General features: G+C 63.5%; 30 protein-coding genes. 18 read left to right on the forward strand and 12 right to left on the reverse strand.

Features of this window, described 5'->3' with window-relative positions; genetic code table 11:
• Nucleotides 1-60: 60 nt before the first annotated feature.
• A complete protein-coding gene (locus NTD82_RS14245) occupies nt 61-465 on the forward strand; it encodes a hypothetical protein (protein WP_262129162.1) in 405 nt (134 codons plus the stop codon).
• Nucleotides 466-709: 244 nt separating this feature from the next.
• Here NTD82_RS14245 and NTD82_RS14250 read toward each other — a convergent pair whose 3' ends face one another.
• On the reverse strand, nt 710-1,549 hold the full coding sequence (locus tag NTD82_RS14250; protein WP_262129163.1) for a hypothetical protein: 840 nt from the start codon (nt 1,547-1,549) through the stop codon (nt 710-712).
• Between the two features lie 397 nt (nt 1,550-1,946).
• Here NTD82_RS14250 and NTD82_RS14255 point away from each other — a divergent pair, with 397 nt between their 5' ends.
• Complete coding sequence (locus tag NTD82_RS14255; protein WP_262129164.1) at nt 1,947-2,603, forward strand: acetyltransferase; 657 nt, start codon at nt 1,947-1,949, stop codon at nt 2,601-2,603.
• A gap of 19 nt (nt 2,604-2,622) precedes the next feature.
• On the opposite strand, the gene NTD82_RS14260 is transcribed toward NTD82_RS14255, so the two are convergent.
• From NTD82_RS14260 to NTD82_RS14270, 3 genes are all read right to left on the reverse strand, one after another.
• Entirely contained in the window at nt 2,623-3,321 is a 699-nt protein-coding gene (locus NTD82_RS14260; RefSeq protein ID WP_262129165.1) for a WbqC family protein, read from the reverse strand.
• Complete coding sequence (locus tag NTD82_RS14265) at nt 3,318-4,439, reverse strand: DegT/DnrJ/EryC1/StrS family aminotransferase (protein ID WP_262129166.1); 1,122 nt, start codon at nt 4,437-4,439, stop codon at nt 3,318-3,320. Before NTD82_RS14265 ends, NTD82_RS14260 begins: the two co-directional genes overlap by 4 nt.
• Nucleotides 4,440-4,523: 84 nt before the next feature.
• Nucleotides 4,524-5,837 (reverse strand): glycosyltransferase, encoded by a 1,314-nt coding sequence (locus NTD82_RS14270; RefSeq protein ID WP_262129167.1) that lies wholly within the window; start codon nt 5,835-5,837, stop codon nt 4,524-4,526.
• Between the two features lie 267 nt (nt 5,838-6,104).
• On the opposite strand from NTD82_RS14270, the gene NTD82_RS14275 reads away from it, so the two are divergent.
• Together NTD82_RS14275 and NTD82_RS14280 are read left to right on the forward strand one after the other, a co-directional pair.
• Nucleotides 6,105-6,926: an aspartyl/asparaginyl beta-hydroxylase domain-containing protein gene (locus NTD82_RS14275; protein WP_262129168.1), complete on the forward strand. Its 822-nt coding sequence runs from the start codon at nt 6,105-6,107 to the stop codon at nt 6,924-6,926.
• Nucleotides 6,914-7,864 (forward strand): sulfotransferase family protein, encoded by a 951-nt coding sequence (locus tag NTD82_RS14280; RefSeq protein ID WP_262129169.1) that lies wholly within the window; start codon nt 6,914-6,916, stop codon nt 7,862-7,864. The genes NTD82_RS14275 and NTD82_RS14280 overlap by 13 nt, the downstream gene beginning before the upstream one ends.
• A gap of 40 nt (nt 7,865-7,904) precedes the next feature.
• Here NTD82_RS14280 and NTD82_RS14285 read toward each other — a convergent pair whose 3' ends face one another.
• Nucleotides 7,905-8,132, reverse strand: coding sequence for a hypothetical protein (locus NTD82_RS14285; protein WP_262129170.1), 228 nt, complete (start codon nt 8,130-8,132; stop codon nt 7,905-7,907).
• A gap of 109 nt (nt 8,133-8,241) precedes the next feature.
• Here NTD82_RS14285 and NTD82_RS14290 point away from each other — a divergent pair, with 109 nt between their 5' ends.
• From NTD82_RS14290 to NTD82_RS14310, 5 genes are all read left to right on the forward strand, one after another.
• Nucleotides 8,242-8,607: a 5-carboxymethyl-2-hydroxymuconate Delta-isomerase gene (locus tag NTD82_RS14290; protein ID WP_262129171.1), complete on the forward strand. Its 366-nt coding sequence runs from the start codon at nt 8,242-8,244 to the stop codon at nt 8,605-8,607.
• Between the two features lie 190 nt (nt 8,608-8,797).
• The gene (locus NTD82_RS14295; RefSeq protein ID WP_262129172.1) at nt 8,798-10,432 is read left to right on the forward strand and encodes a phosphoethanolamine transferase; all 1,635 of its coding nucleotides are present in this window, start codon (nt 8,798-8,800) and stop codon (nt 10,430-10,432) included.
• A gap of 123 nt (nt 10,433-10,555) precedes the next feature.
• Nucleotides 10,556-11,689, forward strand: a complete 1,134-nt coding sequence (gene rnd / locus NTD82_RS14300) for a ribonuclease D (RefSeq protein WP_095153922.1) — start codon at nt 10,556-10,558, stop codon at nt 11,687-11,689.
• Complete coding sequence (locus NTD82_RS14305; RefSeq protein WP_095153921.1) at nt 11,686-11,979, forward strand: YcgL domain-containing protein; 294 nt, start codon at nt 11,686-11,688, stop codon at nt 11,977-11,979. Before rnd ends, NTD82_RS14305 begins: the two co-directional genes overlap by 4 nt.
• A 78-nt stretch (nt 11,980-12,057) precedes the next feature.
• Nucleotides 12,058-12,990: a D-2-hydroxyacid dehydrogenase gene (locus tag NTD82_RS14310; RefSeq protein WP_095154333.1), complete on the forward strand. Its 933-nt coding sequence runs from the start codon at nt 12,058-12,060 to the stop codon at nt 12,988-12,990.
• Nucleotides 12,991-13,045: 55 nt separating this feature from the next.
• On the opposite strand, the gene NTD82_RS14315 is transcribed toward NTD82_RS14310, so the two are convergent.
• Nucleotides 13,046-13,639 (reverse strand): nitroreductase family protein, encoded by a 594-nt coding sequence (locus NTD82_RS14315; RefSeq protein ID WP_095153920.1) that lies wholly within the window; start codon nt 13,637-13,639, stop codon nt 13,046-13,048.
• Nucleotides 13,640-13,788: 149 nt separating this feature from the next.
• Here NTD82_RS14315 and NTD82_RS14320 point away from each other — a divergent pair, with 149 nt between their 5' ends.
• Nucleotides 13,789-14,238 carry a YcgN family cysteine cluster protein gene (locus NTD82_RS14320; protein ID WP_262129173.1) on the forward strand — a complete coding sequence of 150 codons (450 nt, stop codon included), beginning with the start codon at nt 13,789-13,791 and terminating at the stop codon, nt 14,236-14,238.
• A gap of 61 nt (nt 14,239-14,299) precedes the next feature.
• The gene (locus NTD82_RS14325) at nt 14,300-15,514 is read left to right on the forward strand and encodes a hypothetical protein (RefSeq protein ID WP_371864266.1); all 1,215 of its coding nucleotides are present in this window, start codon (nt 14,300-14,302) and stop codon (nt 15,512-15,514) included.
• Nucleotides 15,515-15,672: 158 nt separating this feature from the next.
• On the opposite strand, the gene NTD82_RS14330 is transcribed toward NTD82_RS14325, so the two are convergent.
• From NTD82_RS14330 to NTD82_RS14340, 3 genes are all read right to left on the reverse strand, one after another.
• Nucleotides 15,673-16,035 (reverse strand): DUF2892 domain-containing protein, encoded by a 363-nt coding sequence (locus tag NTD82_RS14330; protein WP_262129174.1) that lies wholly within the window; start codon nt 16,033-16,035, stop codon nt 15,673-15,675.
• 75 nt (nt 16,036-16,110) lie between these two features.
• Nucleotides 16,111-16,581, reverse strand: a complete 471-nt coding sequence (locus tag NTD82_RS14335; protein ID WP_075806095.1) for an RNA methyltransferase — start codon at nt 16,579-16,581, stop codon at nt 16,111-16,113.
• A 72-nt stretch (nt 16,582-16,653) separates the two neighbouring features.
• On the reverse strand, nt 16,654-17,025 hold the full coding sequence (locus NTD82_RS14340; protein WP_095153916.1) for a YajD family HNH nuclease: 372 nt from the start codon (nt 17,023-17,025) through the stop codon (nt 16,654-16,656).
• A gap of 125 nt (nt 17,026-17,150) precedes the next feature.
• Between NTD82_RS14340 and NTD82_RS14345 the strand changes: the two genes are divergently transcribed.
• Nucleotides 17,151-17,426, forward strand: coding sequence for a hypothetical protein (locus tag NTD82_RS14345; RefSeq protein ID WP_262129175.1), 276 nt, complete (start codon nt 17,151-17,153; stop codon nt 17,424-17,426).
• Here NTD82_RS14345 and NTD82_RS14350 read toward each other — a convergent pair.
• Together NTD82_RS14350 and NTD82_RS14355 are read right to left on the reverse strand one after the other, a co-directional pair.
• On the reverse strand, nt 17,423-17,896 hold the full coding sequence (locus NTD82_RS14350; protein ID WP_175651333.1) for a cyclic nucleotide-binding domain-containing protein: 474 nt from the start codon (nt 17,894-17,896) through the stop codon (nt 17,423-17,425). The genes NTD82_RS14345 and NTD82_RS14350 overlap by 4 nt on opposite strands.
• A gap of 86 nt (nt 17,897-17,982) precedes the next feature.
• The gene (locus NTD82_RS14355) at nt 17,983-20,034 is read right to left on the reverse strand and encodes a S9 family peptidase (protein WP_262129176.1); all 2,052 of its coding nucleotides are present in this window, start codon (nt 20,032-20,034) and stop codon (nt 17,983-17,985) included.
• An 82-nt stretch (nt 20,035-20,116) separates the two neighbouring features.
• Between NTD82_RS14355 and NTD82_RS14360 the strand changes: the two genes are divergently transcribed.
• From NTD82_RS14360 to NTD82_RS14385, 6 genes are read left to right on the forward strand one after another with little or no spacing between them, the layout of a single operon-like run.
• Entirely contained in the window at nt 20,117-20,599 is a 483-nt protein-coding gene (locus tag NTD82_RS14360; RefSeq protein ID WP_262129177.1) for an MFS transporter, read from the forward strand.
• A 21-nt stretch (nt 20,600-20,620) separates the two neighbouring features.
• Complete coding sequence (locus NTD82_RS14365) at nt 20,621-21,397, forward strand: class II glutamine amidotransferase (RefSeq protein ID WP_095153912.1); 777 nt, start codon at nt 20,621-20,623, stop codon at nt 21,395-21,397.
• Nucleotides 21,398-21,408: 11 nt separating this feature from the next.
• Nucleotides 21,409-21,930 carry a DUF2937 family protein gene (locus NTD82_RS14370; protein WP_262129178.1) on the forward strand — a complete coding sequence of 174 codons (522 nt, stop codon included), beginning with the start codon at nt 21,409-21,411 and terminating at the stop codon, nt 21,928-21,930.
• Between the two features lie 21 nt (nt 21,931-21,951).
• Nucleotides 21,952-22,704, forward strand: a complete 753-nt coding sequence (locus NTD82_RS14375) for a 5-oxoprolinase subunit PxpA (RefSeq protein ID WP_262129179.1) — start codon at nt 21,952-21,954, stop codon at nt 22,702-22,704.
• Nucleotides 22,701-23,405 carry a 5-oxoprolinase subunit PxpB gene (gene pxpB, locus NTD82_RS14380; protein WP_262129180.1) on the forward strand — a complete coding sequence of 235 codons (705 nt, stop codon included), beginning with the start codon at nt 22,701-22,703 and terminating at the stop codon, nt 23,403-23,405. Before NTD82_RS14375 ends, pxpB begins: the two co-directional genes overlap by 4 nt.
• A complete protein-coding gene (locus NTD82_RS14385) occupies nt 23,402-24,319 on the forward strand; it encodes a biotin-dependent carboxyltransferase family protein (protein ID WP_262129181.1) in 918 nt (305 codons plus the stop codon). Before pxpB ends, NTD82_RS14385 begins: the two co-directional genes overlap by 4 nt.
• Before the next feature lie 55 nt (nt 24,320-24,374).
• On the opposite strand, the gene NTD82_RS14390 is transcribed toward NTD82_RS14385, so the two are convergent.
• A complete protein-coding gene (locus NTD82_RS14390) occupies nt 24,375-25,553 on the reverse strand; it encodes a vWA domain-containing protein (RefSeq protein ID WP_095153907.1) in 1,179 nt (392 codons plus the stop codon).
• Nucleotides 25,554-25,555: the final 2 nt, after the last annotated feature.

Here is a 25,555-nt window from a genome sequence, read left to right on the forward strand (position 1 = left end):
TCATGATGTTCCGCTTGATGGAATTACCCATCACCTACATTTTTTAAAAGGATGTAATTAATGTACGCAAAGCTTCTCGCGGCAGCACTCGTCTTCGCCACTCCTTTGGCGTGTGTGGCTGCTACCTCTGTCACAATCGACGCTAATAGCAATTGCCTTTCCAGTCCGTTTGGCCCGGTAACACATGGCACGCCGGTAAAAATTCAGCTTGCTCCGGGTCGCTATGTTTTTTCGCTGGTATCGAACAGCATGAGTTGTTCAAACGGCGATCTGTCGGGAGGCTGCCTGGCTGATACGGTGTTCTTGCAGGGCTGGGGGAGCGCGCGGTGGGGGGCTTTGGTCACGGCCAACCCGTCTGTGGTCGATGTGCCACAAGCCAACATGACGCTCTATGCCTATATTGGTGATGACGGTTGCTCCAATAACACAGGAACGGCAGTGATATTGATTCAAACGGCCAGCTAACAAGTAATCGGTAATGCCGTTCATGTGCAGGCGGGTGAACATGCTCTGCACATGACGGTTGAGGTTACAGTCCACACTGCGCCGCTCCACGGTGCGTGCCCGCCCAGCATCAGCCAAACATCACTTGGCGTTTGCGCATTGTCCGGCGAATCTCCCCGACTCCACTCCCGTGTATCGCATCGCCTGAGCGGGCGGCGCTGCAGGCCGGCGACTTGTCCAGCCATACCCGGCTACCGTACGTCGATCAGGACGTCGTGATGCTCTGAGCGATCTTCGTCGACAGGAGCGGGGCACCATCGCCCTCGGGTAGCAGATGGTCGTAGTCGCCAAAGTGTTCGTCGACGAAGTCAGCGTCGGCGTAGCAGTCGAGGATGTTCATGTTGAAGCCGGGGCGCAGGCAGTCCATCAGCTGCTGCAATTCGAACGCGCCGCGGAACAGATGGGGCGAGTCCGGGCCGGCGACGGCCTGGTAATCGCGGTGCATCGGTGGAATCACCAGGAGCACCCGGTGACCGCGTTCGGCGGCCAGCATCAGCAACTGAGCCAGGTACTGATTGCCATCTTCCTTGCGATTGAGCCGCAGGTGATCCTCGACCCGTCGCTGCACGCTATAGTCCGCTGGCATGAAGACCTTCTGGTGTTGCGGCAGGAACCCGGACATCCCGCCGAGTGTGCCGTCGATGCCCTCCAGCCGGCCTTCCAGTTGGGCAGCAATCTCCATCAATTGCGCATCGTCATAGTGCTGCCCAAGCCGGAACACTTCGTTCATCAGCGGTGCGAGAGTCTTTTCGCTGGGTGATTGTTCCAGCACGTTGCCGGGCGAAAACAGAGAATAGAAAACGATCAGCGTATCCAGGTTTGGTGCCTGGCTGGCGGCGTATTGGTAAAGCGCCAGGGAGTGGCGAAAATCCTGGGAGCGGCTGCACAAGTTGAACGAGCCGGGGCAATACGCAGGATCGAACGCGAAGTCGCCGTGGGAGGATCCGAGGGCGAGGCGGGTGATGCTGTGCTTTTCCCGTTGGAACATCGCCCGCTTGGCGGCGAAATAGGCGATCAGGTCGAGAAACGGATTGTACTTGTCCATCAGGTGCTCTCGGTGGAATGGGATCTCTCGCACTTGCTCAAAGCTCGGGAGTTGTTCAGTAACGAACTCGCGCTGCATCGACTGGTGCTAGGTGAATAGACATTTGCGTTCTCACAACGGCCTGTGATTTAGAGGCGGATCCGCTCATCGCCCGCTCGGGCAAAGCGATGAATAATGAAGCTCGGCATAAAGCAGACGACACTCTTGCCGACACAGACTGGTATAAAGCTCTCGTTGTTGAAATGCCAAACGCATTTGGCCTTGATCGAGAGGCCTGTCCATTTGCCCGGTGTCCCGTCTCCCTATACGAATGACAATGTTAAATGGGCGCAGTATACACAGCCCGTTACACCTGCTCTTTTGATCAGGCCCGCTTTTGAAAACCGTGGAGGCCACGATGCGCAAAGTTGTGATTTTCGGGGTACTGGATACCGCGCAACTGGCGCACTACTACCTGAAAAAAGACCCGGCGGTAGAAGTGGTCGCCTTCACCGTGCATGAGCGCTATATACCGGAATCGAAGCAATTCGAAGGTTTGCCGGTCGTGCCGTTCGAAACCCTCGATGACTGGTTCCCGAGTAGCGAGTACCAGCTCTTCGCCCCCATGACCGGGCGCAAGATGAATCGCCTGCGCGAGTCCGTATACCTACAAGGCAAGGGCAGGGGCTATGACTTCATCTCCTATGTAAGCCCGAAGGCCACGGTCAATGACAATGTCATCGGCGAGAACTGCTTTATCCTCGAAAACAGCGTACTGGAGCCGTTCGCGATGATCGGCAACAACGTGGTCATCTGGAGTGGTAGCCAGGTCAGTCACCACGGAGAGATCAAGGACCATGTGTTCCTGGCTCCCCGTGTGGTCTTGGCCGGCCACTGCCTGGTCAACGCATATGCGTGGCTCGGAGCCAATTCAACCGTCATCAATCACTGCACCATCGGTGAAGGCACCTGCGTCGGCATGGGGGCGTTGATCACCCAGGACACGCAACCCTGGCAGTTGTACATCGGCGCGCCTGCACGAGCGGTCAAAAGCAGTCAGGGCCTGGATTTCTGACGTCTGGACGGCCTGAGCCTCAGAGGTCGTACGCCGCCAGGTGCGATCCGATGCCGTCGGGGCCGACTTCCATCAGTGCGTCGACAATCGACAGATAGGGCGTGAAGCCTTCGCCGCGCTGGCGATAGGGCAAGGGGCGCATGGCGATGAAGCGCAGATCAATGCCCTGTTCCGCAAAAGCTGCCGGTTCATACAGCGCCCGCCCGCCCTGAGCGTTGATGTACTGGGTCGCTCGTTCTTGGCGGCAGATATCGAGAATACGTTCCTGTGCCGCCAAATCGTCGTTTCGGTAGGCCGCGCTGCTGGTCACGATCCGGGTCTGCAGGCCCATGAAGCGGGCGAGGGTGTGCAACTGGTGGCTGAGGAATGCCGCCAGGTTGCGCTCGTCGTGGCCGAGGATCTGTTCCAGAAGTGGAAACACCTGATCGAAACAGGGCGCCTTGCGGTAGGTCATTTCCAGTGTGCGCAGTAAACGCCGCTGCCACTGCACGTGGGGCGCGATCTCGATGTCACGAATCTTGCGGTTCTGCGAGGCCTGCAGCAGCGGCAGGGTTATCAGGCCCGGCTCGTTATTGATGAGAATCCGGTTGCGATTGATCCAGCCGCGATTGATGTAGTTCACATCGTCGTAGACCACGAAGCAGTCGGAGGCGTGCAGCAGTTGCCAGTAGCCGATGTAGGGAAACAGGTACGGCTGCATGATCGCTACTGCTGTCATGCGGCGGCTCCGGCGATCAGGCCGATGATGAAGTCGACGGTCTCGTGGTCTAGGTTGGGGTAGATGGGCAGGCAGATCACTTGCTCCACCAAGCGATTGGCCACCGGCAGGTTGGCAGGGCTGGCTGATGGCAGGGCACAGTACATCGGCAAACTGCTGATCAGCGGCTGGAAGTAGCGACGGCCATGAATCTGGTGAGCGGCCAGGTGTTCGAACAAGGCGTCCCGGGTCAGTGGATAGGCTGGTTCGACGAGAATCGGGAAATAGGCATGGTTGGCCCGTTGTGCGCCGACGCTTTCGTTGCAGCGGATGCCGACAACTCCGGCCAGCCCTTCGCGGTAGCGCTGGTCGACCAGTCGGCGCCGCTCCAGGGTCTCGTCCAGGTCTTTCAGTTGCAGCAAGCCGAAGGCGGCGTGGATTTCGCTCATCTTGCCGTTGCTGCCGGTGAACTCCACCGTGGCGCCGCCGGGAACCAGGCCGAAGTTCTTCAACTGATCGATACGGCGCTTGGTGGCTTCGTCCGGGCAGATGATAGCCCCGCCCTCGAAGGTGCTGAACACTTTGGTGGCATGGAAACTGAGTACCGACAGGTCGCCGTGACGCAGCAGGCTACCGCCATCGTCACGCACGCCGAAGGCATGCGCGGCGTCGTAGATAACCTTGAGACCGTGGCGTTCTGCGATCTGGCGGATGCCCTGAACATCGCAGGGATGGCCGTAGCAGTGCACCGGCAGGATCGCCGTTGTGCGCTCGGTGATAGCTGCCTCGATTCGTGCCGGATCAAGGTTCATGGTGCCCGGATCAATATCGACGAATACCGGCGTGAGCTGGTTCCACAGCAACGAATGTGCAGTAGCGACGAAAGAATAGGGCGTGGTGATGACCTCGCCGCTGAGCCCCGCCGCCTGTATTGCCGTAATCAGCCCCTGAGTGCCGTTGCAGATCAGCGAGATGTGCTCGACGCCAAGGTAATCGCAGAGGGCGGCCTCAAGGCGTTGCTCCATCGGGCCGCCGTTGGTCAGCATGCGCCGGTCCCAGATTTCCTGCAGGTAGGGCATGAAGGCTTCCAGGTCTGGAAGCATGGGCTGGGTGACGAAAATCGGTTCCCGGTCGCTCATAAGCTGCGCATTGTCATGGTGTGTTTCCATAGCCGCCGGCCGCGCGGGTTGGTCTGTCTTTCATCAGGGCCAGGCCAGGGTTGTTCACAGTGATTTGTCGAATTCATGGCGGATCCAGAAGTCGCGCATGATGTCCCAGCAACGCCGCGATTCTTCCTGGACCAGGCCGGCGTAAAGCACCTGGCACTGTTCGGCGTGATGGCGGAAGCTGCTCAGCGGCTCTATCAGGTACACGGTGTTGCCCTTCAAGGCGAGGTTGATGAAGATCGCCACATCCGGAGCCCAGGGAATGTCCTGCTCATCCACTGACAGGAAGTTCGGAGTGACCTCGATTACCTCGCTGCGGCGGAACATCACCGTGGTCGGCTCGCCGACGAAGTTGAGGTACGACTGCATCAGCGCGGTGCCCAGCGACAGCCCTTCGATCATCGAGTCGCTGGCCACCGGCGCACGGGTTGCGGCGATATCCGGCAGGGGCACGCCGTGCTCGTCGATGCGCTGGCGCTTGGAGGTCACCAGGGTGATATCCGGGTAGTCGGTGAAGCTCTTGATCATGCGTTCCACGCATTCGAGGTCGAGCAGGTCATCGTCGTTAAGGAACTTGATGAACTCGCCGCGGGACTCCTTGAGGCAGAGCAGGTGGTTGAGGCGGCCGATGTCCTTGCCTGCGTCCGGATTGCGCACATAGCGGATGCGCGAGTCGAATTGGCCGTACTCGGCGGTGATGTCTTTGATGGCATCGGTCGGGCAGTCGTCGCAGATCAGGATTTCCAGATTGCGGTAGGTCTGGTTCAGCGCGCTTTCCATAGCCTGGTGCAGGTACGTGGTCCTGTAGGTCGGCATGACGATGCTGACCAGTGGCTCGGCGTCCGCGGCCAACTGGCGCAGTGGCTTGCGGAACTCCAGCACCAGTTGCCCCGGCGCGGCGGACTCCAGGCCGCTGAGGGCCGGGTCGCTGCTCGCGCCTGGCGCGGTAACCGTCAGCGGCTCCAGGCCGACCATCTTGCAGATCCGCGTCAGTTCCGCTTCGTCGTAGGTCCAGGCCTGCTGGCGCAAGGCGTTGTTGAGGCGTTCGCTGCGGCCGATGCCCGGTGCCGAGGGATCGGGGCGGTCGCTGAGGTAATCGTCGATCAGGGCCTTGAGGTCGGTGGTGACCAGGCGAATCACTCCGCCCGGTTGCAGCACCCGGCGGCACTCATGCAGCAGACGAATGCCCTGGTTGCGGCCGAGGCGTTCGAGCAAATGGGCACTGTAGATACCCGGAACCGTGCCGCGCTCCCAAGGCAGGGCCTTGCCCTGTTCGAGGTGCAGGTCCGCGCCCGGTGCGTCCAGGTCGATATTGAAGAAGCCCTGGCGTGGGTGATCGGCGCAACCGAGGTTCAGGTAAATAGGGTGCATAGTCATCGCTTCGAATTTGGGCGTGGTGTTCAAAGGCCTGGACCCGTGGCTGCTTTCACGGGAAGGCGGTAATCACTGTGTCGGCAGCGAGCGCGGGTTCATGACCACGACAGCGGTTGCCGAGAGTATCTGATTTTCCGCCAGGCCTGACAGGCGCGGATCAACGAAGCTGTCGCCGCGACAGGTGATGGCATTTTGCTTGACGGCCGATGCGCCGGCCCTAGACTGGGCCGCATTCCAATGGGAGTCGGGTAGAGGGGCCAGGGTATGGATTCCAGGTTTTCCCGGGATGGCGCCGCGCGCCGCCCCGCGTTCTCACGTTTGCCGGTGCCGATCGACCTGGCGCCTTTGCTGGCGGCGCTGGCGGATCTCGATGAGCAACTGTGGCAAGGGCATTTCAACCAACGCTATTTCGAGGGCGACTGGAGCGGCATTGCGCTGATCTCCCCGGCGGATGCCACGGGTGAACTGACCCACGGCGACGGCCCCGCGGTCGAGCGCCAGCCCTGGGTGCGCGACCCACGCTGGCAGCAAGGCCTGCGCGGGTTGTCGGTGGACATCCGCAATGCCCGGCTGATGCGCCTGGGGCCGGGCGGGCATATTCACGAGCACCGCGACTATGACCTCGGCGGCCCGGACGCCGACATGCGCCTTCACGTGCCGCTGCTGACCCCCGCCCAGGTGGATTTCATGCTCGAAGGCCGGCGGGTGCCGATGCAGGCGGGCGAGTGCTGGTTTCTCGATCTCGACCGTCCGCACAGCGTGCAGAACCACGACAGCAGCCCACGTATCCACTTGGTCATCGATTGTCGTCCCGGGCCCTGGCTCGACGCGGCGATCGACAGCGGGCTGGCCACCACCCCCGCGGCCGGGGTGGGGCGCTTCGCCCAGGCGTTCGCCGACTTCGCCCGCTGGCTGGAGCAGCACCCGCAGGCGAGCGCGACCTTGCAGGCGCTGCGCGACAAGGACGCCTTCGTCGAGCGGACGCTGGCGCTGGCGAGCGAACAGGGCTTCATCTTTGGCCGTGACCAGGTGCGGTCGGCCATGCGCGTAGGACGTGCTCGCTGGAGTGATCAATGGAAAGTCTGAATTTGCAGGGCTGGTTGCCGATCAGCGTCTGGCAGGACGGGCCGGAATGGCGCGTGGACTGGTGCTGGTTTGGCCAGCAGCGACTGGACCAGCCGTTTTTCCGCGACTCGGTGGACGATGCCTTGTCCCTGCCGTTCAACCAGGCGTTCCGCCGGCAGACGCCCCTTGCCGCGTTGAGCCAATGGCAGGCGGAGTGTCCGGGCGTGGCGCCGAGCGCGTTCGTCTATCACGCGTCGCGGTGTGGCTCGACCCTGATCAGCCAGATGCTCGCGCAACTGGACACTCACGTGGTGGTGTCTGAGCCGCCCGCGCTGGACATCCTGCTGCGTGTGGAACTGCCCCACGAAACACGCCAGGCGGCCATTCGTGGCCTGCTCTCGGCCTATGGTCAGGTCCGCGGCGGGCAGGAGCGGGCGCTGGTGATCAAGCTCGATGCCTGGAACATCCGTGAGCGGCGCTTGTTGCGTGAGTGCTTCCCCGAGGTGCCGTGGCTGTACCTGTACCGTGAGCCGCTGGAGATCGCCGTTTCCCATATGCGTCGGGGCGGGATGCAGATGATTCCCGGCATGCTCGGTTCGGCGTGGCTCGATGGTGACCAGGGCATGGGCGGGCGTGAAGACGAGATCGCCCGGCGCCTCGGCCTGATGCTGGCGGCGGGCCTGGAACACAGCCGCGCCGAGGGCAACCTGTTGGTCAACTACACCGAATTGCCGGGAAGCATGGGCGAGCATCTGGCGGGCTTTTTCGGTCTTGGCCGTGAGGACGCGCAGCTCGCCCTGCGGACGGCCGGGCTGCACGCCAAGCAGCCGTCGGAAACGTTCGTGCCGGACAGCCAGCGCAAGCGCGACGAGGCATCGGACGTATTGCGAGAACGGATCGAGTTCTGGACGCGACAGTCTTATGAGGCGCTGGAAGCCTTGCGTCTGGCGTCGCGCTGACGCGGGGAGGAGCTCGCCTGCGTCAGCGCCGGGGGCGGGTTCAGGGTTTCAGGTGGGCGACGATCTGGTCTTTGATCAGCAGGCGCTCTTTGCGCAATTTGGTGACCTTGTCATCCGGGCTGCCGTCCCGTTCGGCCTCGACCACTTCGCTGTCCTTGCTCAGGTAGTGTTGGTGCAGGCTGCCCAGGTGCGGGTCTTTTTTCTTGTGGTCCTCGAATGCTTCCCGGGTCAGTTGCAGGTCTGCGAGTAAATCGTGCTTAACCGGCATGGTTACGGTTCTCCTGAGGTTGAGGGCGTGAATCTTCAGGATAGTTGCCTTTGTCGGGATGGGTAGCTGGAGTAGGCTGTGGCTCTTTGTCCCGCCTCAGGAAACCGAAATGCCCCAACTGCATCTGGAGTACAGCGCCAACCTGCGCACCCTCGACACCGATAAAGCGCTGTTGCGCCTGAACAGTGCGCTGGTCGCCAGCGGCCAGTTCAGCGACGAGCTGGATATCAAGAGCCGGGCCGTGGCCCATGAGGTGTTCCGGGTCGGCATCGCTCCGCTGGAGCGGGCGTTTGTTCATGTGAAGCTGGCGTTGTTGAGCGGCCGCTCTCCGGAAATCAAACGGCAACTCTCCGCCAGCCTGCTGGACGCGCTGAAGGATGTGGTCCCGGCCCAGGCGGGTGTGGATATTCAGTTGTGCGTGGAAATTCTCGATATCGACCGCGATTCTTATTCCAAAGTGCGTTTGCCTGCCTGACGTCAGCTAAATACAGCCGCTGTTTCTGAACCGCGGCTGAACGCACGGCGTGGATTAACAAAGCTTCATCCAGAACATTGTTTGTTCGCGCTTTTTTCACGGAAAATTGATGAATGGCTGCTTAAAGTTCGCCCGGTAAAAGGCGGGGCCGCAACGGTCTCGGCGGGGAACTCTACATAAGCGAAACGTCATGTTGAAAATAAAGTCGTTGCGTCCCGAGTGGGTGACGCTGTTTGCCAGTGTCTATCTGTTGCTCGGTTTCAACTCGGTCCTGTGGGCGCACGTTTCCACGGTGCTCCAGGGCGACACTCACGGGCTGCTGCTGCGGCTGGCGTTCGGCGTGTTGTTGCTGTGCGCCTTCAACTTCGTACTGACCGTGCTGACGTTTCGCAAAACCCTCAAACCGCTATTGGCACTGCTGTTTATTGTCAGCGCCGGGGTGGCGTACTTCATGAATCAATACGGCGTGCTGATCGATATCGGCATGTTGCGCAATACCGTGGAAACCAACGTGACGGAAGTGCGCGATCTGCTGTCGCTGAAGTTGCTTGTTTATATTGTTTTATTGGGCGTGGTGCCGACCTTTATTTTGCTCAGGACACCCGTCAACTTCCGCAGTCTGCCTCGCGAGTTGCTGCGCAAGTTATGGGTTGGCCTGGCCAGCCTGTTGATCCTCGCGGCGGTGGCGATGCTCAACTATCAAGGCCTGGCCTCGCTGTTTCGCAATCACCATGAACTGCGCCTGATGGTCGTGCCGAGCAACTACATCGGCGCCTCGGTGAACTATGTGCGGGAAAAAGTCGGCGGGGCGACCCAGTCGTTCCGCACGATCGGCGAAGACGCCACGCTGTCGCCGGACTGGGCTGGCCATCCACGCAAGTCGCTGACCGTGCTGGTGGTGGGCGAGAGTGCCCGGGCGGAAAACTTCGGCCTGCTCGGCTACAGCCGCGACACCATGCCACAGTTGGCGAAAGAGCAGGGCCTGGTGGCGTTCAGCAATGTCACGTCCTGCGGGACCGAGACAGCGGTGTCGGTGCCCTGCATGTTCTCCGGCATGACCCGCAAGACCTACGACGCCACGACCGCGAAAAACCAGGAAGGCTTGCTCGACATGCTCCAGCGCGCCGGCCTGGCGGTGTACTGGCGGGACAACCAGTCCGGTTGCAAGGGCACCTGTGACCGGGTGCACTTCGAGGATGTCAGCAACCTCAAGGAGCCGGGCCTGTGCGCCGACAGCGAATGCCATGACGAAATCCTCCTCAAGGACCTGGCCGCGCGCATCGACGACCTGAAGGAAGACACCGTGCTGGTCCTGCACCAGATGGGCAGCCATGGCCCGGATTACTACAAGCGCTACCCGGCGCAGTTCGAGCGCTTCACCCCGGTCTGCCACAGCAACGCACTGAACCAGTGCGACCGGCAGAGCATCATCAACGGCTACGACAACACCCTGGCCTACACCGACCACGTGCTGGCCTCGCTGATCGACCTGCTGCGCAGCAAGCAGGGCAAGGTGGACACGGCGATGCTCTACCTGTCCGACCACGGCGAGTCGCTGGGCGAGTACAACCTGTTCCTGCACGGCACGCCCTACATGGTGGCGCCGGAGCAACAGAAACATGTGCCGATGCTGGCCTGGTTCTCCGACAACTACCGCAGCAGCTTCGGCGTGGATGTCGACTGCCTGAAACAGGAGCGTGACCAACCGCTGAGCCAGGACAACCTGTTCCACTCCATGCTCGGCCTGTTGCAGGTGAAAACAGCCCTGTACAACCCGCAACTGGACCTGTTCGCCGGTTGCCGGCCGAAAGGGACTACCTCCTGAGTCGGATGCAAAAAGCCGCTTCGTCTGCTTCTCTTACAAACCATAGGGAGAGGGCTGTCGGGCGGTTTCCCGGCAGTGGCCTGTGCCGTATATACTGCGCGCCATTGTTCGTGGGAGAGCCTTGTGGCCATCGATATTCACTGGATTTCTGACGACCGCAGCCTGGCGGAGCATTGCCAGCAGTGGCGTCAACTGCCCTTCGTGGCACTCGACACCGAGTTCATGCGGGTCGACACCTTCTATCCCAAAGCCGGTTTGATCCAGGTCGGCGATGGGCAACGCGCCTTTCTGATCGACCCGCTGCGGGTCAACGACTGGCAGCCGCTGGCCGAACTGCTCGAAGATCCCGCCGTCACCAAGGTGCTGCACGCCTGCAGCGAAGACCTCGAAGTCCTCCTGCGCCTGACCGGCAGCCTGCCGGCGCCGCTGTTCGACACCCAACTGGCCGCCGGTTACCTCAACCTCGGCTTCTCCATGGGTTACTCGCGATTGGTGCAGGAAGTGCTGGGCATCGAACTGCCCAAGGGCGAGACCCGCTCCGACTGGCTGCAACGCCCACTCTCCGAAACCCAGATCAGCTACGCCGCGGAAGACGCCGTGCACCTGGCCGAGTTGTACGTGCGCCTGCGCCCGCAACTGAGCGACGACAAGAACGCCTGGGTGCTGGACGACGGCGCCGAACTGGTGCTGCAACTGCGCCGCGATGTCGATCCCTTTGAGCTGTACCGCGACGCCAAGCTGGCCTGGAAACTGTCCCGCGCCCAGTTGGCGGTGCTGCGCGAACTGTGTGCCTGGCGCGAGCGCGAGGCCCGGGCGCGTGATTTGCCGCGTAACCGCGTGGTGCGTGAACACGCGCTGTGGCCGATGGCCCGGACCCAGCCGGACAACCTGGCGGCGCTGGCCCGTATCGAAGACATGCACCCGCGCACCCTGCGCCAGGATGGCGAATTCCTGCTGGACCTGATCAAGCGCACTGGCAGCCTGCCGCCGTCCGAGTGGCCGCCGGCCGTGCCCGAGCCGCTGCCGATCGAAGCCTCGGCGCTGCTGAAACAACTGCGTGCCATCGGCCAGGCCGAAGCCGAGCGCCTGAGCATCGCCCCGGAGCTGATGCTGCGCAAGAAAACCCTCGAGGCGCTGCTCAAGAGCGGTTACCCCGACGGTCCTTACCAATTGCCTGATTCGCTGCGTGGCTGGCGCCGCGAGCGGATGGGCCAGGCGCTGCTGGACTGCCTGGCCACTGCTGGAGAAGTCTCGTGAAACGTATCTGCTCGATCTACAAAAGCCCGCGCAAGAACGAAATGTACCTTTACGTGCTCAAGGCCGATGGCCTGGCGCGCGTGCCCGAAGGGCTGCTGCCCGCCTTCGGCACGCCGCAACTGGCTTTTGACCTGGTGTTGAGCCCGGAGCGCAAGCTGGCCCGCGAAGACATCGCCAAGGTCCTGGAAAACCTCGACCAGCAGGGTTACCACCTGCAGATGCCGCCGCTCGAGGACGAGTACATCGAGCACCTGCCCGAAGAACTGCTGCGCCGCAACGATCCGGTCTGATCCCGTCCCCGTTTTCGTCTCCATGTGGCCAGCCGCCGTACGCTGGCCATCCCGCCGTTTTGCAAGGTTGTAATCGATATGCGCGTATTGATCGCCGAACAGGATCACGCCCTCTACACCCGTCTGCTGCGTGAGGCCCTGCCCGATCTCGAGATCCTCACCAGTGGCGATTCCGCCGAACTGTCGCGTCTGGCCGCGGATTGCCCGGTCTGGCTCGGTCAGCCGGACCTGTTGGCGACCTTGTTGCGCCAGGGGCATCGCCCGGACTGGGTGCAGTCGACCTGGGCCGGAATCACGCCGTTGCTGGCCCATGGCCTGCCCCGTGAATACCGCCTGACCCGCGCCGTGGGTATCTTCGGCCAGGTCATGGCCGAATACGTGCTGACCTACATGCTCGGCCACGAACGTGAAGTGCTGAGCCGGCTGATGAGCCAGGTCGAGCGCAAATGGGATGGCCGCCTCGGGCGCAGCCTGGAAGGGCGCCGGGTGCTGATCGTGGGCACCGGTGACATCGGTTGCCAGGTGGGCGAGTTCCTCGTGCCGTTCGGCGTTCACCTCTATGGCGTCGCCAGCCAGCCGCGTGTGTTGGCGCCGTTTATCGAAGTGGCGGGGCTGGACGATCTCGGCCGTCTGGTGGGCGAGGTGGACTATGTGGTCAACCTGTTGCCGGACACGCCGGCTACCCACGATATCTATGACGCTGCGCTGTTCGCCCGCTTCAACCCCGATGCGCTGTTCATCAATGCCGGTCGTGGCATGGCGGTGGTCGATGGTGACCTGGTCGACGCACTGACCAAAGGCCATCTGGCCGGCGCGGTAATCGATGTCTGCCGCCAGGAGCCGCTGCCGCGCAATCATCCGTTCTGGACCGCTCTGGGTCTGCTGCTGACCGGGCACAGCTCGGCGCCGACCTCGCCGGTGGCGATGGCGCGGTTGTTCGTGGAGAACCTGGGGGCGTATGGCGCGGGAGAGGCGTTGCGCGGGGAAGTGGATTTCGCGCGGGGGTATTGAGATCGCCATCGCTGCGGTTCGGTGCTCCGAACCGCAGCGATAAAGCGCTAATGCCTTACAGCGTAAAATCACCCTCGGCCGCCAGCTCACTCAGCGGGCGACGCGGGCTCGGCACTTCACGGGCTTGCAGGTACTCGGCCAGGGTCGCCTTGTCGCCCAGCTTGCCGATGGCAATGACCGCATGCAGCACGTACTCGTCAGGGATCTTCAGTTCCTTGCGGGTCAGTTCCTGGTCGAAACCGGCCATGCCGTGGGTGTGCCAGCCGCTCAGGCTGGCCTGCAGGGCCAGGTGACCCCAGGCGGAACCTGTGTCGAAGGTGTGCCACAGCGCCGGGGTTTCTTCGCTGGCGCCGGGGGCGGTGAAGGTGGTCTTGGACAGCACGATCACCAGCGCCGAGGCATGCTGCGCCCAGCTACGGTTGAACTCGTTGAGCAGGCCCAGGTAACGCTCCCAGTTCGCGGTGTCGCGACGGGCGAAGAGGAAACGCCACGGTTGCGAGTTGTAGGCCGACGGCGCCCAGCGTGCGGCTTCGAGGAAGCTCAGCAGGGTTTCTTCGGCAATCGGCTCGGCGGTGAAGGCGCGAGGCGACCAGCGCTGGATGAACTGTTCGTTGATGGCGTATTCGGCAACGCGAGGATTGGCGCTCATGCGGGTTCCTGACAGGGGGGTATGAAATGATTTGCAAAACTACGCCTGTCCTACACACCCTGACAAGCGGTCTGGCAAAGGCGAAGCACTCGTCCTAGACTGGCGCCGCTCGATAGAGCAGAAGAATTTTGAAACAGGATCACCGCGACATGCAGGCAACTCCCGAACCGTTCTGGACCCGCAAGACCCTCGATCAGCTTGATCGTCTGGAATGGGAGTCGCTCTGCGATGGCTGCGGCCTGTGCTGCCTGCAAAAGCTCGAAGACGAAGACGACAACAGCGTCTATTACACGCGGATCGCCTGCAAACTGCTGGACCTGAAAACCTGCCAGTGCAGCGACTACCCCAACCGCTTCGCGCACGTGCCGGACTGCATCCAGCTCACTCCGGGCAAGGCGGATCAGTTCAAGTGGCTGCCGCCGACCTGCGGCTATCGCCTGGTCAGCGAGGGCAAGGACCTGCCGCGCTGGCACCATCTGGTGTGTGGCGACCGTGAGCAGGTGCACAAGCAGCGCATATCACAATCCGGACGCATGCTCAGCGAGGAGAGCGTGGACGAGGATGACTGGGAAGACTATCTGATTTTCCGCGCCAGCTAAGGCTTGCTGTAGAGCCTGCTTTCGCGGTCATCGCATTCAAACAAGGAGTCGGGCGATGTCTGTGCGTCACCATCTGGCGTGGGTCGTGTTGTTGCTGGCGAGCAACGCCGCCTGGGCGAAAAAAGTCGATCTGGACTACCACGTGCGCTTGCTGCCGCAGACCGGGCAGGCCGAGGTGCGCGTGACCCTCGCCGACGGCGCGCAGGTCCGCAGCCTCGACTTCGACCTGGGCAAGGACGGCCTGTACAGCGATTTCAAGGCCGATGGCCCGTGGCAGCAACAGGCCGACAACCAGCGCGGTGTCTGGCGCCCGGCACCGGGCAAGGCCAGCCTGAGCTATCGGGTGCACCTCAACCATCGTTTGAAGAACGGCAGCCATGACAGCCGCCTGTCGTCGGAGTGGGCGCTGTTTCGCGGTGATGACCTGGTGCCGCCCGCGCGCCTCGACCAGCAGGACGGCACCGAACTGGTGGCGCGCCTGACCCTGGAATTGCCCGCTGGCTGGAAAAGTATCGAAACCGCCTGGCCGCGGGTGGGCAAGCAGCGTTTTCGCATCGACAACGTCTCGCGGCTGTTCGACCGCCCCACCGGTTGGATGCTGGCCGGCAACGTCGGCGCCCGGCGTACCCGGCTGGGCGACACCGAGGTCAGCGTCGCCGGACCTTTCGGCCAGGGGCTGCGGCGGATGGATGCGCTGACCCTGCTGACGTTCGTCTGGCCGCAGTACCAGGCGGTGTTCCCGCGTACGCCGCCGAAGCTGCTGCTGGTCGGCGCGCGCGAGCACCTGTGGCGCGGGGCGCGGGCGGCGAACAATTCGATCTTCCTCAACAGCGCCACGCCGCTGGTCAGCGAAAACGGCAGCAGCCCGCTGTTGCGCGAGCTGGTGCGGGTGTTCGCGCGGATCAGCGACCGCGAGGGCAGCGACTGGATCACCGAGGGTCTGGCCGAGTACTACTCCATCGAACTGTTGCGTCGTGCTGGCGGTATCAGCGATGACCGTTACCAGGCGCTGCAAGCGCGGCTTAACAAGGAAGGCAAGGCGGTCACCAGCGTGCGTGGCGAACAGATCAGCGGCGCGACTATCTCCCGCGCCGTGCTGCTGTTGCAGGCGCTGGACCGGGAGATACGCTTGCACAGCCAGAACAAACGCTCACTGGACGACCTGACCCGTGCGTTGATGCGGGTGAACAGCGTGAGTACCGCGGAGTTCGTGCAATTGGCGGAGAGTGTGTTGGGGCGGGAGTCAGAGGTGTTGCAGAGTTCGTTGTTGAAATAGTGTGGGTGTTGTCGGTCTATGGGGATCTACGCACCTAGGTCCTCAGTGCCGGTGCATCGCGAGCAAGCTCGCTCCTACAGGTCCATGGGCGTTGCGATCGATGGATGATGTAGGAGCGAGCTTGCTCGCGAAGCGCCGTCAGCGATACAGCATTCAAATCACGGCTTGGGATTCACCAGCGACACATTCCCCGTCACCGTTACTTCCCGCGTAGCCGCCTCGGCGCTGGCCTTCAGAGCCTTCAACTCACTGCCGCTGCGCTCGATGCGCGAGCGGATCTGGTCGAGGTCGGCGCGGCCGCGCTCTATCAGGCTCTTGGCCGCGCAATGCCCGGTCACGCCACGGGCCAGCACCGCGCCGCCAATCGCCATCTGGATCAGGCCGAACAGGCCGCCGCGGCGCAAGCCCTTGCCGACCATCAGCACGCCGGTGGCCACGGAGCTTGCGCGCTCCCAGCCGTGGACGTTCTGTTCTGGCGTGCTCTGGAATGGCGTAGTCGGAATCTCGATCTTCTGGGACATGGACGATGCTCCTGTCGGGGACGTGATAGTCAGCAGACCGCCGGTGCGCGACCGGCGTTCCATCGGTGTGGCCGGTTACTTGAAGCGCGGGCCGGAGCGGGTGTTCAAACCCTTGGCCATGCGGTCGTAGAGCACCACGTTGACGGTGGCCGCGAGGTTCATGCAGCCGTTGGTCGGGATGTAGATGGTTTCTTCGCACCAGGCGCGGACGTCGTCGTCCAGCGAACCATCCTCGGGGCCGAAGATGTAGATGGCGCGATCCGGGTGGGTGTATTCCGGCAGCGGGCGAGCGCCGTCCACCAGTTCCACGGCGACCGGGGTGCAGCCCAGGGGAATGATTTTCTGCAGGTCGTCGATGCCGATCAGCGGGATGTCGTAGTGCACCCGCTTGGTGTCGGTGACGAAGTCGCGGGCGCGTTCATAGCGCTTGCCGGTGTAGAACACCGAGTTGACGCCATAGCAGCCGGCGGCGCGCATGACCGAACCGACGTTTTCCGGGGATTTGGGGTTGTACAGGCCAATGCAGCTGTACCGTTTGTTCGCCACGTGCCGGGCCCCTTCGCAAAAAAGCGCGAGTATACGGGGTCACCGGCATGGCTTTGTACGAAAAGTCGGACTTCAGTCCTTCTTCAGCAATCCGGCGAGCCCGGCGAACGGGTTATGGGTGGCCTTGGCGATGCTCGGGGTGCTGGTGGAGCCTTCGCTGAAGTACTGCTGGTCGGTATAGCGGGAGTGTTCGTTGTCGTGGCAGTACAGGCACAGCAATTCCCAGTTGGAACCGTCCTGGGGATTGTTGTCGTGGTTGTGGTCGCGGTGGTGCACGGTCAGTTCGCTCAGGCGCTTGCCGGCGAACTCACGGGCGCAGCGGCCGCAGACGTGGGGATACATTCTCAGGGCTTTCTGGCGATAGCCGCGCTCATCGTCGCGCTTGGCGTCGGCGAGAATGCGATCGAGCCGCGCGGTGGCGGCAGCGGAGGAAGAGGAAGTCATTTTTTATACCTGCTCGGGCTTGTTACGGTTTTGACGCCAGTTTAACGCCACTACTCGCGCCTGGGCAGGCAAACTGCTGCGCGGCGGAGTAGCCTGTAGTGTAGAACCTCGACCAGGAGCCCCCCATGCGTCTGACGAGTATCCTGCTGTGCTGGGCCAGTCTCGCCACGGCCCAGGCCGCCGACCTGCAACCGCGGGTCATCGCACCGGTGCCCGGCGCCCCGGGAACCGCCACCCCGACGCCGTATCCGCAGGTGTCGCCGCCTGTCGTGCCGCGCGCCGGTTCCGGCAAGCCGGGAGCGCCATTGTTACCGCCCGTGCCGCTGCCCGCGCCGCCGAAGGATCAACCGTTGCCCGGGTTGTCCCCGGATGCCGGCAAGGAGCGGGCGAAAGACGGCTAGACCTGCTGCGACAAGCGTTGGCCGTCGAGCATGCGCAGCCGTTTGGACAGGGCCACAGCGAGCGCGCGGATGATTTTCGCGGCGATTTTCGGCGCGTCGTTGAGCATTTTTTCCAGCGAGTCCTTGCCCAGGCTGAGCAACTGGCAGTCGCTGGCGGCCAGGCACGAGGCCGAACGCCGCTCGCCGTCCAGCACGGCCATTTCGCCGAAGGCGCGGCCCTTGCGCAGGATGGCGATTTCCACTTCGCGGCCGTCGGCGTCGGTCTTGCGTACCGATACCTGGCCGTGAACGATGATGCACATGAAGGTGCCGGCATCGCCTTCGCGGAATATCTCCTGGCCCGCGTCCATGCTGCTCAGGGCGAAATAGCCGGCGGCGGCGAGGAAGTCGCCGGGCAGGAGCTGGTCGAACAGGCCGCAGTCCATCAACAGGTCGCGGATTTCGTTGGTGAGGAAGGTGGCTTCAGGCATCGCGTTCCGTCTTTCTTGTTGTCGAGTTGTGGTGATCGCACCGCGACTGGCGTCGCGGTGCAAGCTCTGACAACGGAAAACGCGATTTACACCACATCCAGCTCATTCAGGATGAAGGCATATTCCAGCGCCACGTCGCGCAGGCCCTGATAACGCCCGCTCATGCCACCGTGGCCGGCGCCCAGTTCGGTCTTGAGCAGCAGGGGATTGTCGTCGGTGCGGGTCACCCGCAGGCGCGCCACCCACTTGGCCGCTTCCCAATACTGCACGCGGCTGTCGTTGTAGCCGGCGATCACCAGCATGGCCGGGTAGGCCTGGGCTTTCAGGTTTTCGTACGGCGCGTAGGCCTTGATCCGCGCATACACCTCCGGTTCCTGCGGGTTGCCCCATTCGTCGTACTCGGTGACGGTCAGCGGCAGCTCGGGGTCGAGCATGGTGTTGAGCACATCGACGAACGGCACTTCGGCGATGGCGACCTTGAACAGTTCCGGGCGCTGGTTGAGCACCGCGCCGATCAACAGGCCACCGGCGCTGCCGCCACTGATCGCCAGTTGCCCGGCGCTGGTCACGTTTTCGGCGATCAGGTGTTCGGCGCAGGCGATGAAGTCGTCGAAGGTGTTCTGCTTGTGTTCCTGCTTGCCGGCGCGGTACCAGGCTTCACCCAGTTCGCCGCCGCCGCGCACGTGGGCGATGGCGAAGGCCACGCCACGTTCCAGCAGGCTCAGGCGGGCATGGGAGAACCACGGGTCGAGGCTTTCGCCGTAGGCGCCGTAGCCGTACAGGTACAGCGGCACCGGACGGCCGAGGTCTTCGCGGCGCTGCACCAGGCTGATGGGGATGCGCGTGCCGTCGCCGGCGGTGGCCCAGAGGCGGCGGCTGACGTAGGCGTCGGCATCGAACGGGCCGAGCACCGGGGTCTGCTTGAGCACGGCCTGCTCGCCGGAGGCGAGGACCAGTTGACGCACCTGTGCCGGGCGGTTCAACGCCTCGTAGCGCAGGCGGATGCGCGGGCTGGTGAACTCCAGGCTGTCCTGCACGTACAGGCTGTAGGCGGCATCCGGCAATTGCACGCGGTAGACCGGCAGCCCCGCCGGATGCACTTCGATGATCGGCAGGCCGCCTTCGCGCAGGCTCAGGGTCAGGGCGCTGGCGTTGAGGGTCAGGCCTTCCAGCATGATGTCGTCGCGGTGCGGGACCAGGACCTGCCAGTCGGCGCGGCTCGGTACCGCGTCGCTCGGCGCTTGGAACAAGGCGAAGTTGATGCCGTCCTGGTTGCTGCGGATCAACCAGCGCCACTCGCCGTCGAGTTGGCCGTGGTCGGGGTAGTACTCGTGGCCTTCGACCCGCGCGGCCAGGCAGGTGAAGGGCTGCTCCGGGGTTTGCGCGTCCAGCACCCAGGCTTCGCTGGTGGTCTTGCTGTTGAGCAGCAGGATCAACTGGCGCTCGGAACTGGCCCGGTAGCAGTGCAGGAAGAAACGCCCGTCGGCTTCTTCGAACACCGCCTCGGCGTCCGCGCTGCCCAAGCGGTGGCGGTACAGGCGGAAGGGCCGGTGGGTGTCGTCCAGTTCAGTGAAGAACAGCGTCTGGCTGTCGTTGGCCCAGGTCATGCTGCCGTCGCAGTCGTCGAACGGCAGCTCGCGGATTTCGCCGCTGGCCAGTTCCTTGACGTACAGGGTGTAGATCTCGTCGCCGCTGGTGTCGAGGCTGTAAGCCAGGCGCTGGTGGTCGGGGCTGACGTTGAAGGCGCCGAGGCTGAGGAAACCGCCGTCGGCGAGGGCGTTGGGGTCGAGCAGCAGTTCTTCGCGGTCCTGGTCGACGCTGTTCGAGTCGTCTGCCGGACGCGGGCAGCGATAGTGCCGCGGGTATTCGTCGCCCGCCGTGGTGCGGGTGTAATACAGGTACGGGCCCCAGGGCGAAGGCAGCGACAGGTCGGTTTCGAGGATGCGGCCCTTGATCTCTTCGAACAATTGCTCGCGCAGCTCCGCCTGGTCGGCCAGTTGCGCCTGCTGGTAAGCGTTCTCGGCTTCCAGGTAGGCCATGACCTCCGCGGCGTCGCGCTCCTGTAGCCAGGCGTAGGGATCCGGTCCGTCGCCCTGGCGGGCGATCGGTGCAGGGGAAGCGTTGGCGGTAGCGGACATGGGGTTCTCTTGGCTGGGGGGCGCCTGCGCGCGGAAAAGCCGTTATCATAAGCGCCTGTTTGCCTACCTTTCCACGGACGCCATGACCGAAAACGACTATCTGTTCGCCTGGGGCCTGTACGCCCTGGCCGCCCTGGGCTGCTTGTGGGTGGGTTTCCGCATCACCGGCTGGATGTGGCGCTGGCTGCGCGAGCCGCTGCGGGTGTTGATGGCGGTGCTGCTGCTGACCCCGACCATCATCGACCCGGTCAAGGAGCTGTTCGCCCCGGCCATCGCCATTACCGCCCTGGACATGCTGTTCAAGGTCGGCAACAACGTCTGGCGCGCTGCTTCCGATCTGGCCATGTACGGCATGATCGCCTTCGCCCTTTACCTTATCTTCGTCGCCATCCGCCTGCCGCTGGAGGCCCGCGCCCGTGCCCGTCGCGAGCGCGCCGAAGCCGCCGCCAAGCGTGATGCCGACGAAGTCATGGCCGAGCCTGTTGCAAGTGCCAGCCGCTACCGCGAGGAGCCGCCGGAATCGCCGCCGGGCGGCCCGCGCCAACGTCTCGAACCGCGTCTGTAACGCCCTGGAGCGACCCGAGCAATGTGTGAACTACTGGGCATGAGCGCCAACGTCCCCACCGATATCGTTTTCAGCTTTACCGGGCTGATGCAGCGCGGCGGCCGCACCGGCCCGCACCGCGATGGTTGGGGCATCGGTTTCTATGAAGGGCGCGGCCTGCGGTTGTTCCAGGACCCGGCCGCGAGCTGCGAGTCGGAAGTCGCCAACCTGGTGCAGCGCTACCCGATCAAGAGCGAAGTGGTCATCGGCCACATCCGCCAGGCCAACGTCGGCAAGGTCTGCCTGTCCAACACCCACCCGTTCGTCCGCGAACTGTGGGGGCGCAACTGGTGCTTCGCGCACAACGGCCAGATGGCCGAGTTCAACGGTCAGACGACTTTCTACCGGCCCATCGGCGACACCGACAGCGAAGCGGCCTTCTGCGACCTGCTCAACCGTATCCGCGAAGCCTTCCCGGAGCCGGTGGAGGTGGAAGAACTGATTCCGGTGCTCGAACAGGCCTGCAACGAATACCGCGGCAAGGGCGTGTTCAACTGCCTGCTCAGTGATGGCGACTGGCTGTTCTGTTTCTGTTCGACCAAGCTGGTACACATCACCCGGCGTGCGCCGTTCGGCCCGGCCCGGCTCAAGGATGTCGACATGATCGTCGACTTCCAGGCCGAAACCACCCCCAACGACGTGGTCACGGTCATCGCCACCGAGGCGCTCACGGAAAACGAAACCTGGCACCGCTACGAGCCCGGCCAATGGGGCCTGTGGCGGCGCGGCGAATGCATCGCACGGGGTCAGGCCCGCTAAGGAAAGGCGTCATGCTCAGAAGCTACCTGCGATTGATCCTGTTTACCTGCGGTTTGCTGCTGGGGGTGCAGATTCCCGGCCTGATCAACGACTACAGCCAGCGGGTCGAAGCCCATCTGCTGGAGTCGCGCGAGGGCCTGAAAAGCTTCGAGCAAACTGCGCAGCGCTTCTTCAAGGGCGATTTGCAGGCGCTGGTGCGGCACTACCGCGCCAGCGACGACCCGGTGTTCCAGAGCGATGCCAACAGCATCGACAGCCTGCTCAGCCGCAACCAGATGCTGGAAAGCGAATGGCAGGCGCTGCAGAGCGGTTGGCTGAGTCGCACCCTGCACGTGCTGGCGCGACCAGACCCGGCGATCCGCGAAGAAACCCTCAAGGGCTACAGCTACCAGATCCTCCTGACCCCGGACGCTGCGGCCTGGGGTTTGGGTTGCGCGGTGTTGTTCGCGCTGCTGATCGAGAGCCTGTTGCTGCTGGTCGGCTGGGTCATCATGGGCGGCCGGCGCAAAGCTGTGCAGCCAAGCTGGCGTTGAACCGTTAAACCGGAGGCCCGTGTGAGTCGTCTGCTCCTGAACTGCGACATGGGCGAAAGCTTCGGCAACTGGACCATGGGTCTGGATGCCGAGGTCATGCCCTTCATTGATTGCGCCAATATCGCCTGCGGCTTCCACGCCGGCGACTCCGGCATCATGCGCCAGACCGTGGCCCTCGCGGCGGCCAACAAGGTGCTGGTCGGCGCCCATCCCGCCTACCCGGACCTGCAAGGCTTCGGCCGCCGGTCCATGGCCTGCAGCAACGAGGAAATCCGCGACCTGCTGCATTACCAGATCGGTGCGCTGGACGGCATCTGCCGGGTCCAGGGCACCCACGTCGCCTACGTCAAACCCCATGGCGCCTTGTACAACGACATGATGGCCAACCCGGACACGCTGCGCGCCGTGCTCGAAGCCGTCGCCGCCTACGACTCGACCCTGCCGCTGATGCTGATGGCTACTGCTGACGATAGCGCGGCGCAGGCGCTGGGCGACGAACTGGGCGTGACGCTGTGGTTCGAAGCCTTCGCCGACCGCGCCTATGACGCTGCCGGCCGGTTGGTGTCGCGGCGCCTGCCGGGGGCGGTGCATCACGATCCTGCCCTGGTACTGGAACAGGCCCTGCGCCTGGCCCGCGGCGAGCCGCTGACCGCCAGCGATGGCAGCGCGGTGCGGCTGCGGGCCCAGACCCTTTGCGTGCACGGCGACAACCACAGCTCGGTGGCGGCGGTACGGCAGATCCGCGAGGCGCTGGACGCCCTGGCCACGCCATGAAGCTGCGCGTCGAAGTGGTCGCCATCGATTGCCTGATGGTCCGTCTGTTCGATGCCATCGACGAAGCCAACATGCCGTGGATGCTCGCCGCCAGCCAGCGGCTGCGGGCCGTGTTCGGCGAGCGGCTGATCGATCTGGTGCCGTCGTACACCACGCTGATGCTGCAGTTCGACATGCTGCTGTGCTCGCCGCTTGAGGCGCGCGACCTTATCGATAACGCCTTGCGCGACCTGCAACCAGACACCGGCGCCGGCGGGCGGCGGCTTGAGATTCCGGTGTGGTATGACGCCAGCGTTGGCCCCGAACTGAGCGTGCTGGCGGCCCGTTGCGGCGTGTCGGAGGACGAGATCATCCGTCGTCACAGCGGCCGCGAGTATCAGGTATTCGCCTTGGGTTTCGCGCCGGGCTTTGCCTTTATGGGACTGGTGGAAGAATCCCTGGCCTCGCCACGCCTGGCCACCCCGCGCAAACGCGTGGCGGCCGGCAGCGTCGGTATCGCCGAGCGCCAGACCGCGGCTTATCCGGCGCTGTCGCCGGGCGGCTGGAACCTGATCGGACGCACCCCCGCGCCGTTGTTCGACCGTCAGCGCGACGGCTACAGCCTGCTGCAACCGGGTGATCGCGTGCGGTTCGTCGCCATTGCGCACGCCGAGTTTCTGGCCTTGGGCGGCGACGACACCCCGCTGGAGGAACAGCCATGAGCGTACTGACGGTCGAGGCCAGCACACCGTTGTGCCAGGTGCAGGACAACGGCCGTTTTGGCGTGCGTCACCTGGGCGTGACCCAGGGCGGGGCGCTGGACTGGGTATCGGCGCGCTGGGCCAACTGGCTGCTGGACAACCCGGCGCAGGCGGCCGTCATTGAAATCACCCTCGGCGGCTTTGCTTTGGTGGCCGAGGCGGATTGCTGCCTGGCCCTGACCGGTGCCGATCTGGATGCCCGGCTCGACGATCAACCGCTCAAACCCTGGCGCAGCTTTACCCTGCGTCGGGGCCAGCGCCTGCGTTTCAATCAGCCGCTGCACGGCGCTCGCGCGTATCTCGCGGCGCCGGGCGGTTTCGCGGCGCCACAGGTGCTGGGCAGTTGCGCGACGGTGGTGCGCGAAGGGCTCGGCGGGCCGGATGGCGAGGGGCGGGCGCTGGTCAAGGGCGACAGACTGGAATATGCCGGGCAGCCGGCGGGCCGCGGCGAGGTGCCGCTGGTGTTACGGCCTGCGTTCGATGGCGAGCCGCTGCTCGACCTGGTGATGGGCGCACAGTTAGGCGAGTTCAGCGGGCAGAGCCTGTTCGACGCGTTCAACCGCGACTGGACGCTGGACAGCCGGGCTGATCGCATGGGCATTCGCTTGCTGGGGCCGGCGTTGCAGTATCAGGGCCTGCCGATGATTTCCGAGGGCATTCCGCTGGGCGCAGTGCAGGTGCCGCCGGATGGGCAGCCGATTGTGTTGCTCAATGACCGGCAGACCATTGGCGGGTATCCGCGGCTGGGTGCGCTGACGCCGTTGGCGCTGGCACGGCTGGCGCAGTGCTTGCCGGGGGAGAGGGTGCGCTTTCGGGCGGTGGTGCAGGCGTTGGCTTGGGCCGAGATGCGGGATTGGCTCAAGAGGTTTGTTTGAGCTGAGGGCCTCATCGCTGGCTTGCCAGCGATGCGGCCCCAAAGAGCAACAGAAATTACTTGGACAAAAACCTCATCCCTTCTTCCAGCCCCCGCAACGTCAGCGGATACATCCGGTCCTCTACCAGCTCGCGCATGATGTTGGTGGAGGCGGTGTAGTTCCAGGTGTCCTTCGGATACGGATTGATCCAGATGAGCTTCTTGAATTTCTCCATGAAGCGCTGCATCCACACGTAACCCGCTTCTTCGTTCCAGTGCTCGACGCTGCCACCCGGCTGGGTGATTTCGTAGGGCGCCATGGCCGCGTCACCGACGAACACCACTTTGTAGTCGGCGCCGTACTTGTGTAGCAGGTCCAGGGTGGAGGTGCGTTCGGAAGTCCGCCGCAGGTTGTTTTTCCACACCGATTCGTACACGCAGTTGTGGAAGTAGTAGTACTCCAGGTGCTTGAACTCGGTCTTGCAGGCGGAGAACAGTTCCTCGCAGGTTTTCACGTGGGCATCCATCGAGCCGCCGATATCGAACAGCAGCAACAGCTTCACCGTGTTGCGCCGCTCCGGACGCATCTGGATGTTGAGCAGGCCGGCGTCGCGGGCGGTGTGGTCGATGGTGCCGTCGATATCCAGTTCTTCCGCGGCACCCTGGCGCGCGAACTTGCGCAGCCGGCGCAGGGCCAGCTTGATGTTGCGGGTGCCCAGTTCGACCTGGTCGTCGAGGTTCTTGTACTCGCGCTGGTCCCAGACCTTGACCGCCTTGCCCTGGCGCTTGCCGGCGTCGCCGACGCGGATGCCTTCAGGGTTGAAACCGCCCGAGCCGAACGGGCTGGTGCCGCCGGTGCCGATCCACTTGTTGCCGCCGGCATGGCGTTCCTTCTGTTCTTCCAGGCGCTTCTTGAACTCTTCGATCAGCTTGTCCAGCCCGCCGAGGGACTGGATCTGCGCGCGTTCCTCGTCAGTCAGCGAGCGCTCGAACTCCTTGCGCAGCCAGTCTTCCGGAATCAGCGCTTCCAGATGCCGGTCGAGGTTTTCCAGGCCCTTGAAATAGGCCGAGAAGGCGCGGTCGAACTTGTCGAAATGACGTTCGTCCTTCACCAGGATCGCCCGCGACAGGTAATAGAACTCGTCCATGTCGGCGAAGGTGACCCGCGCCTTCAGTGCATTGATCAGGTCGAGCAGTTCACGCACCGACACCGGCACTTTCGCCGCACGCATTTCATTGAACAGGTTGAGCAGCATGG

Source organism: Pseudomonas sp. 5P_5.1_Bac1 (assembly GCF_025466015.1).
Lineage (GTDB): Bacteria > Pseudomonadota > Gammaproteobacteria > Pseudomonadales > Pseudomonadaceae > Aquipseudomonas.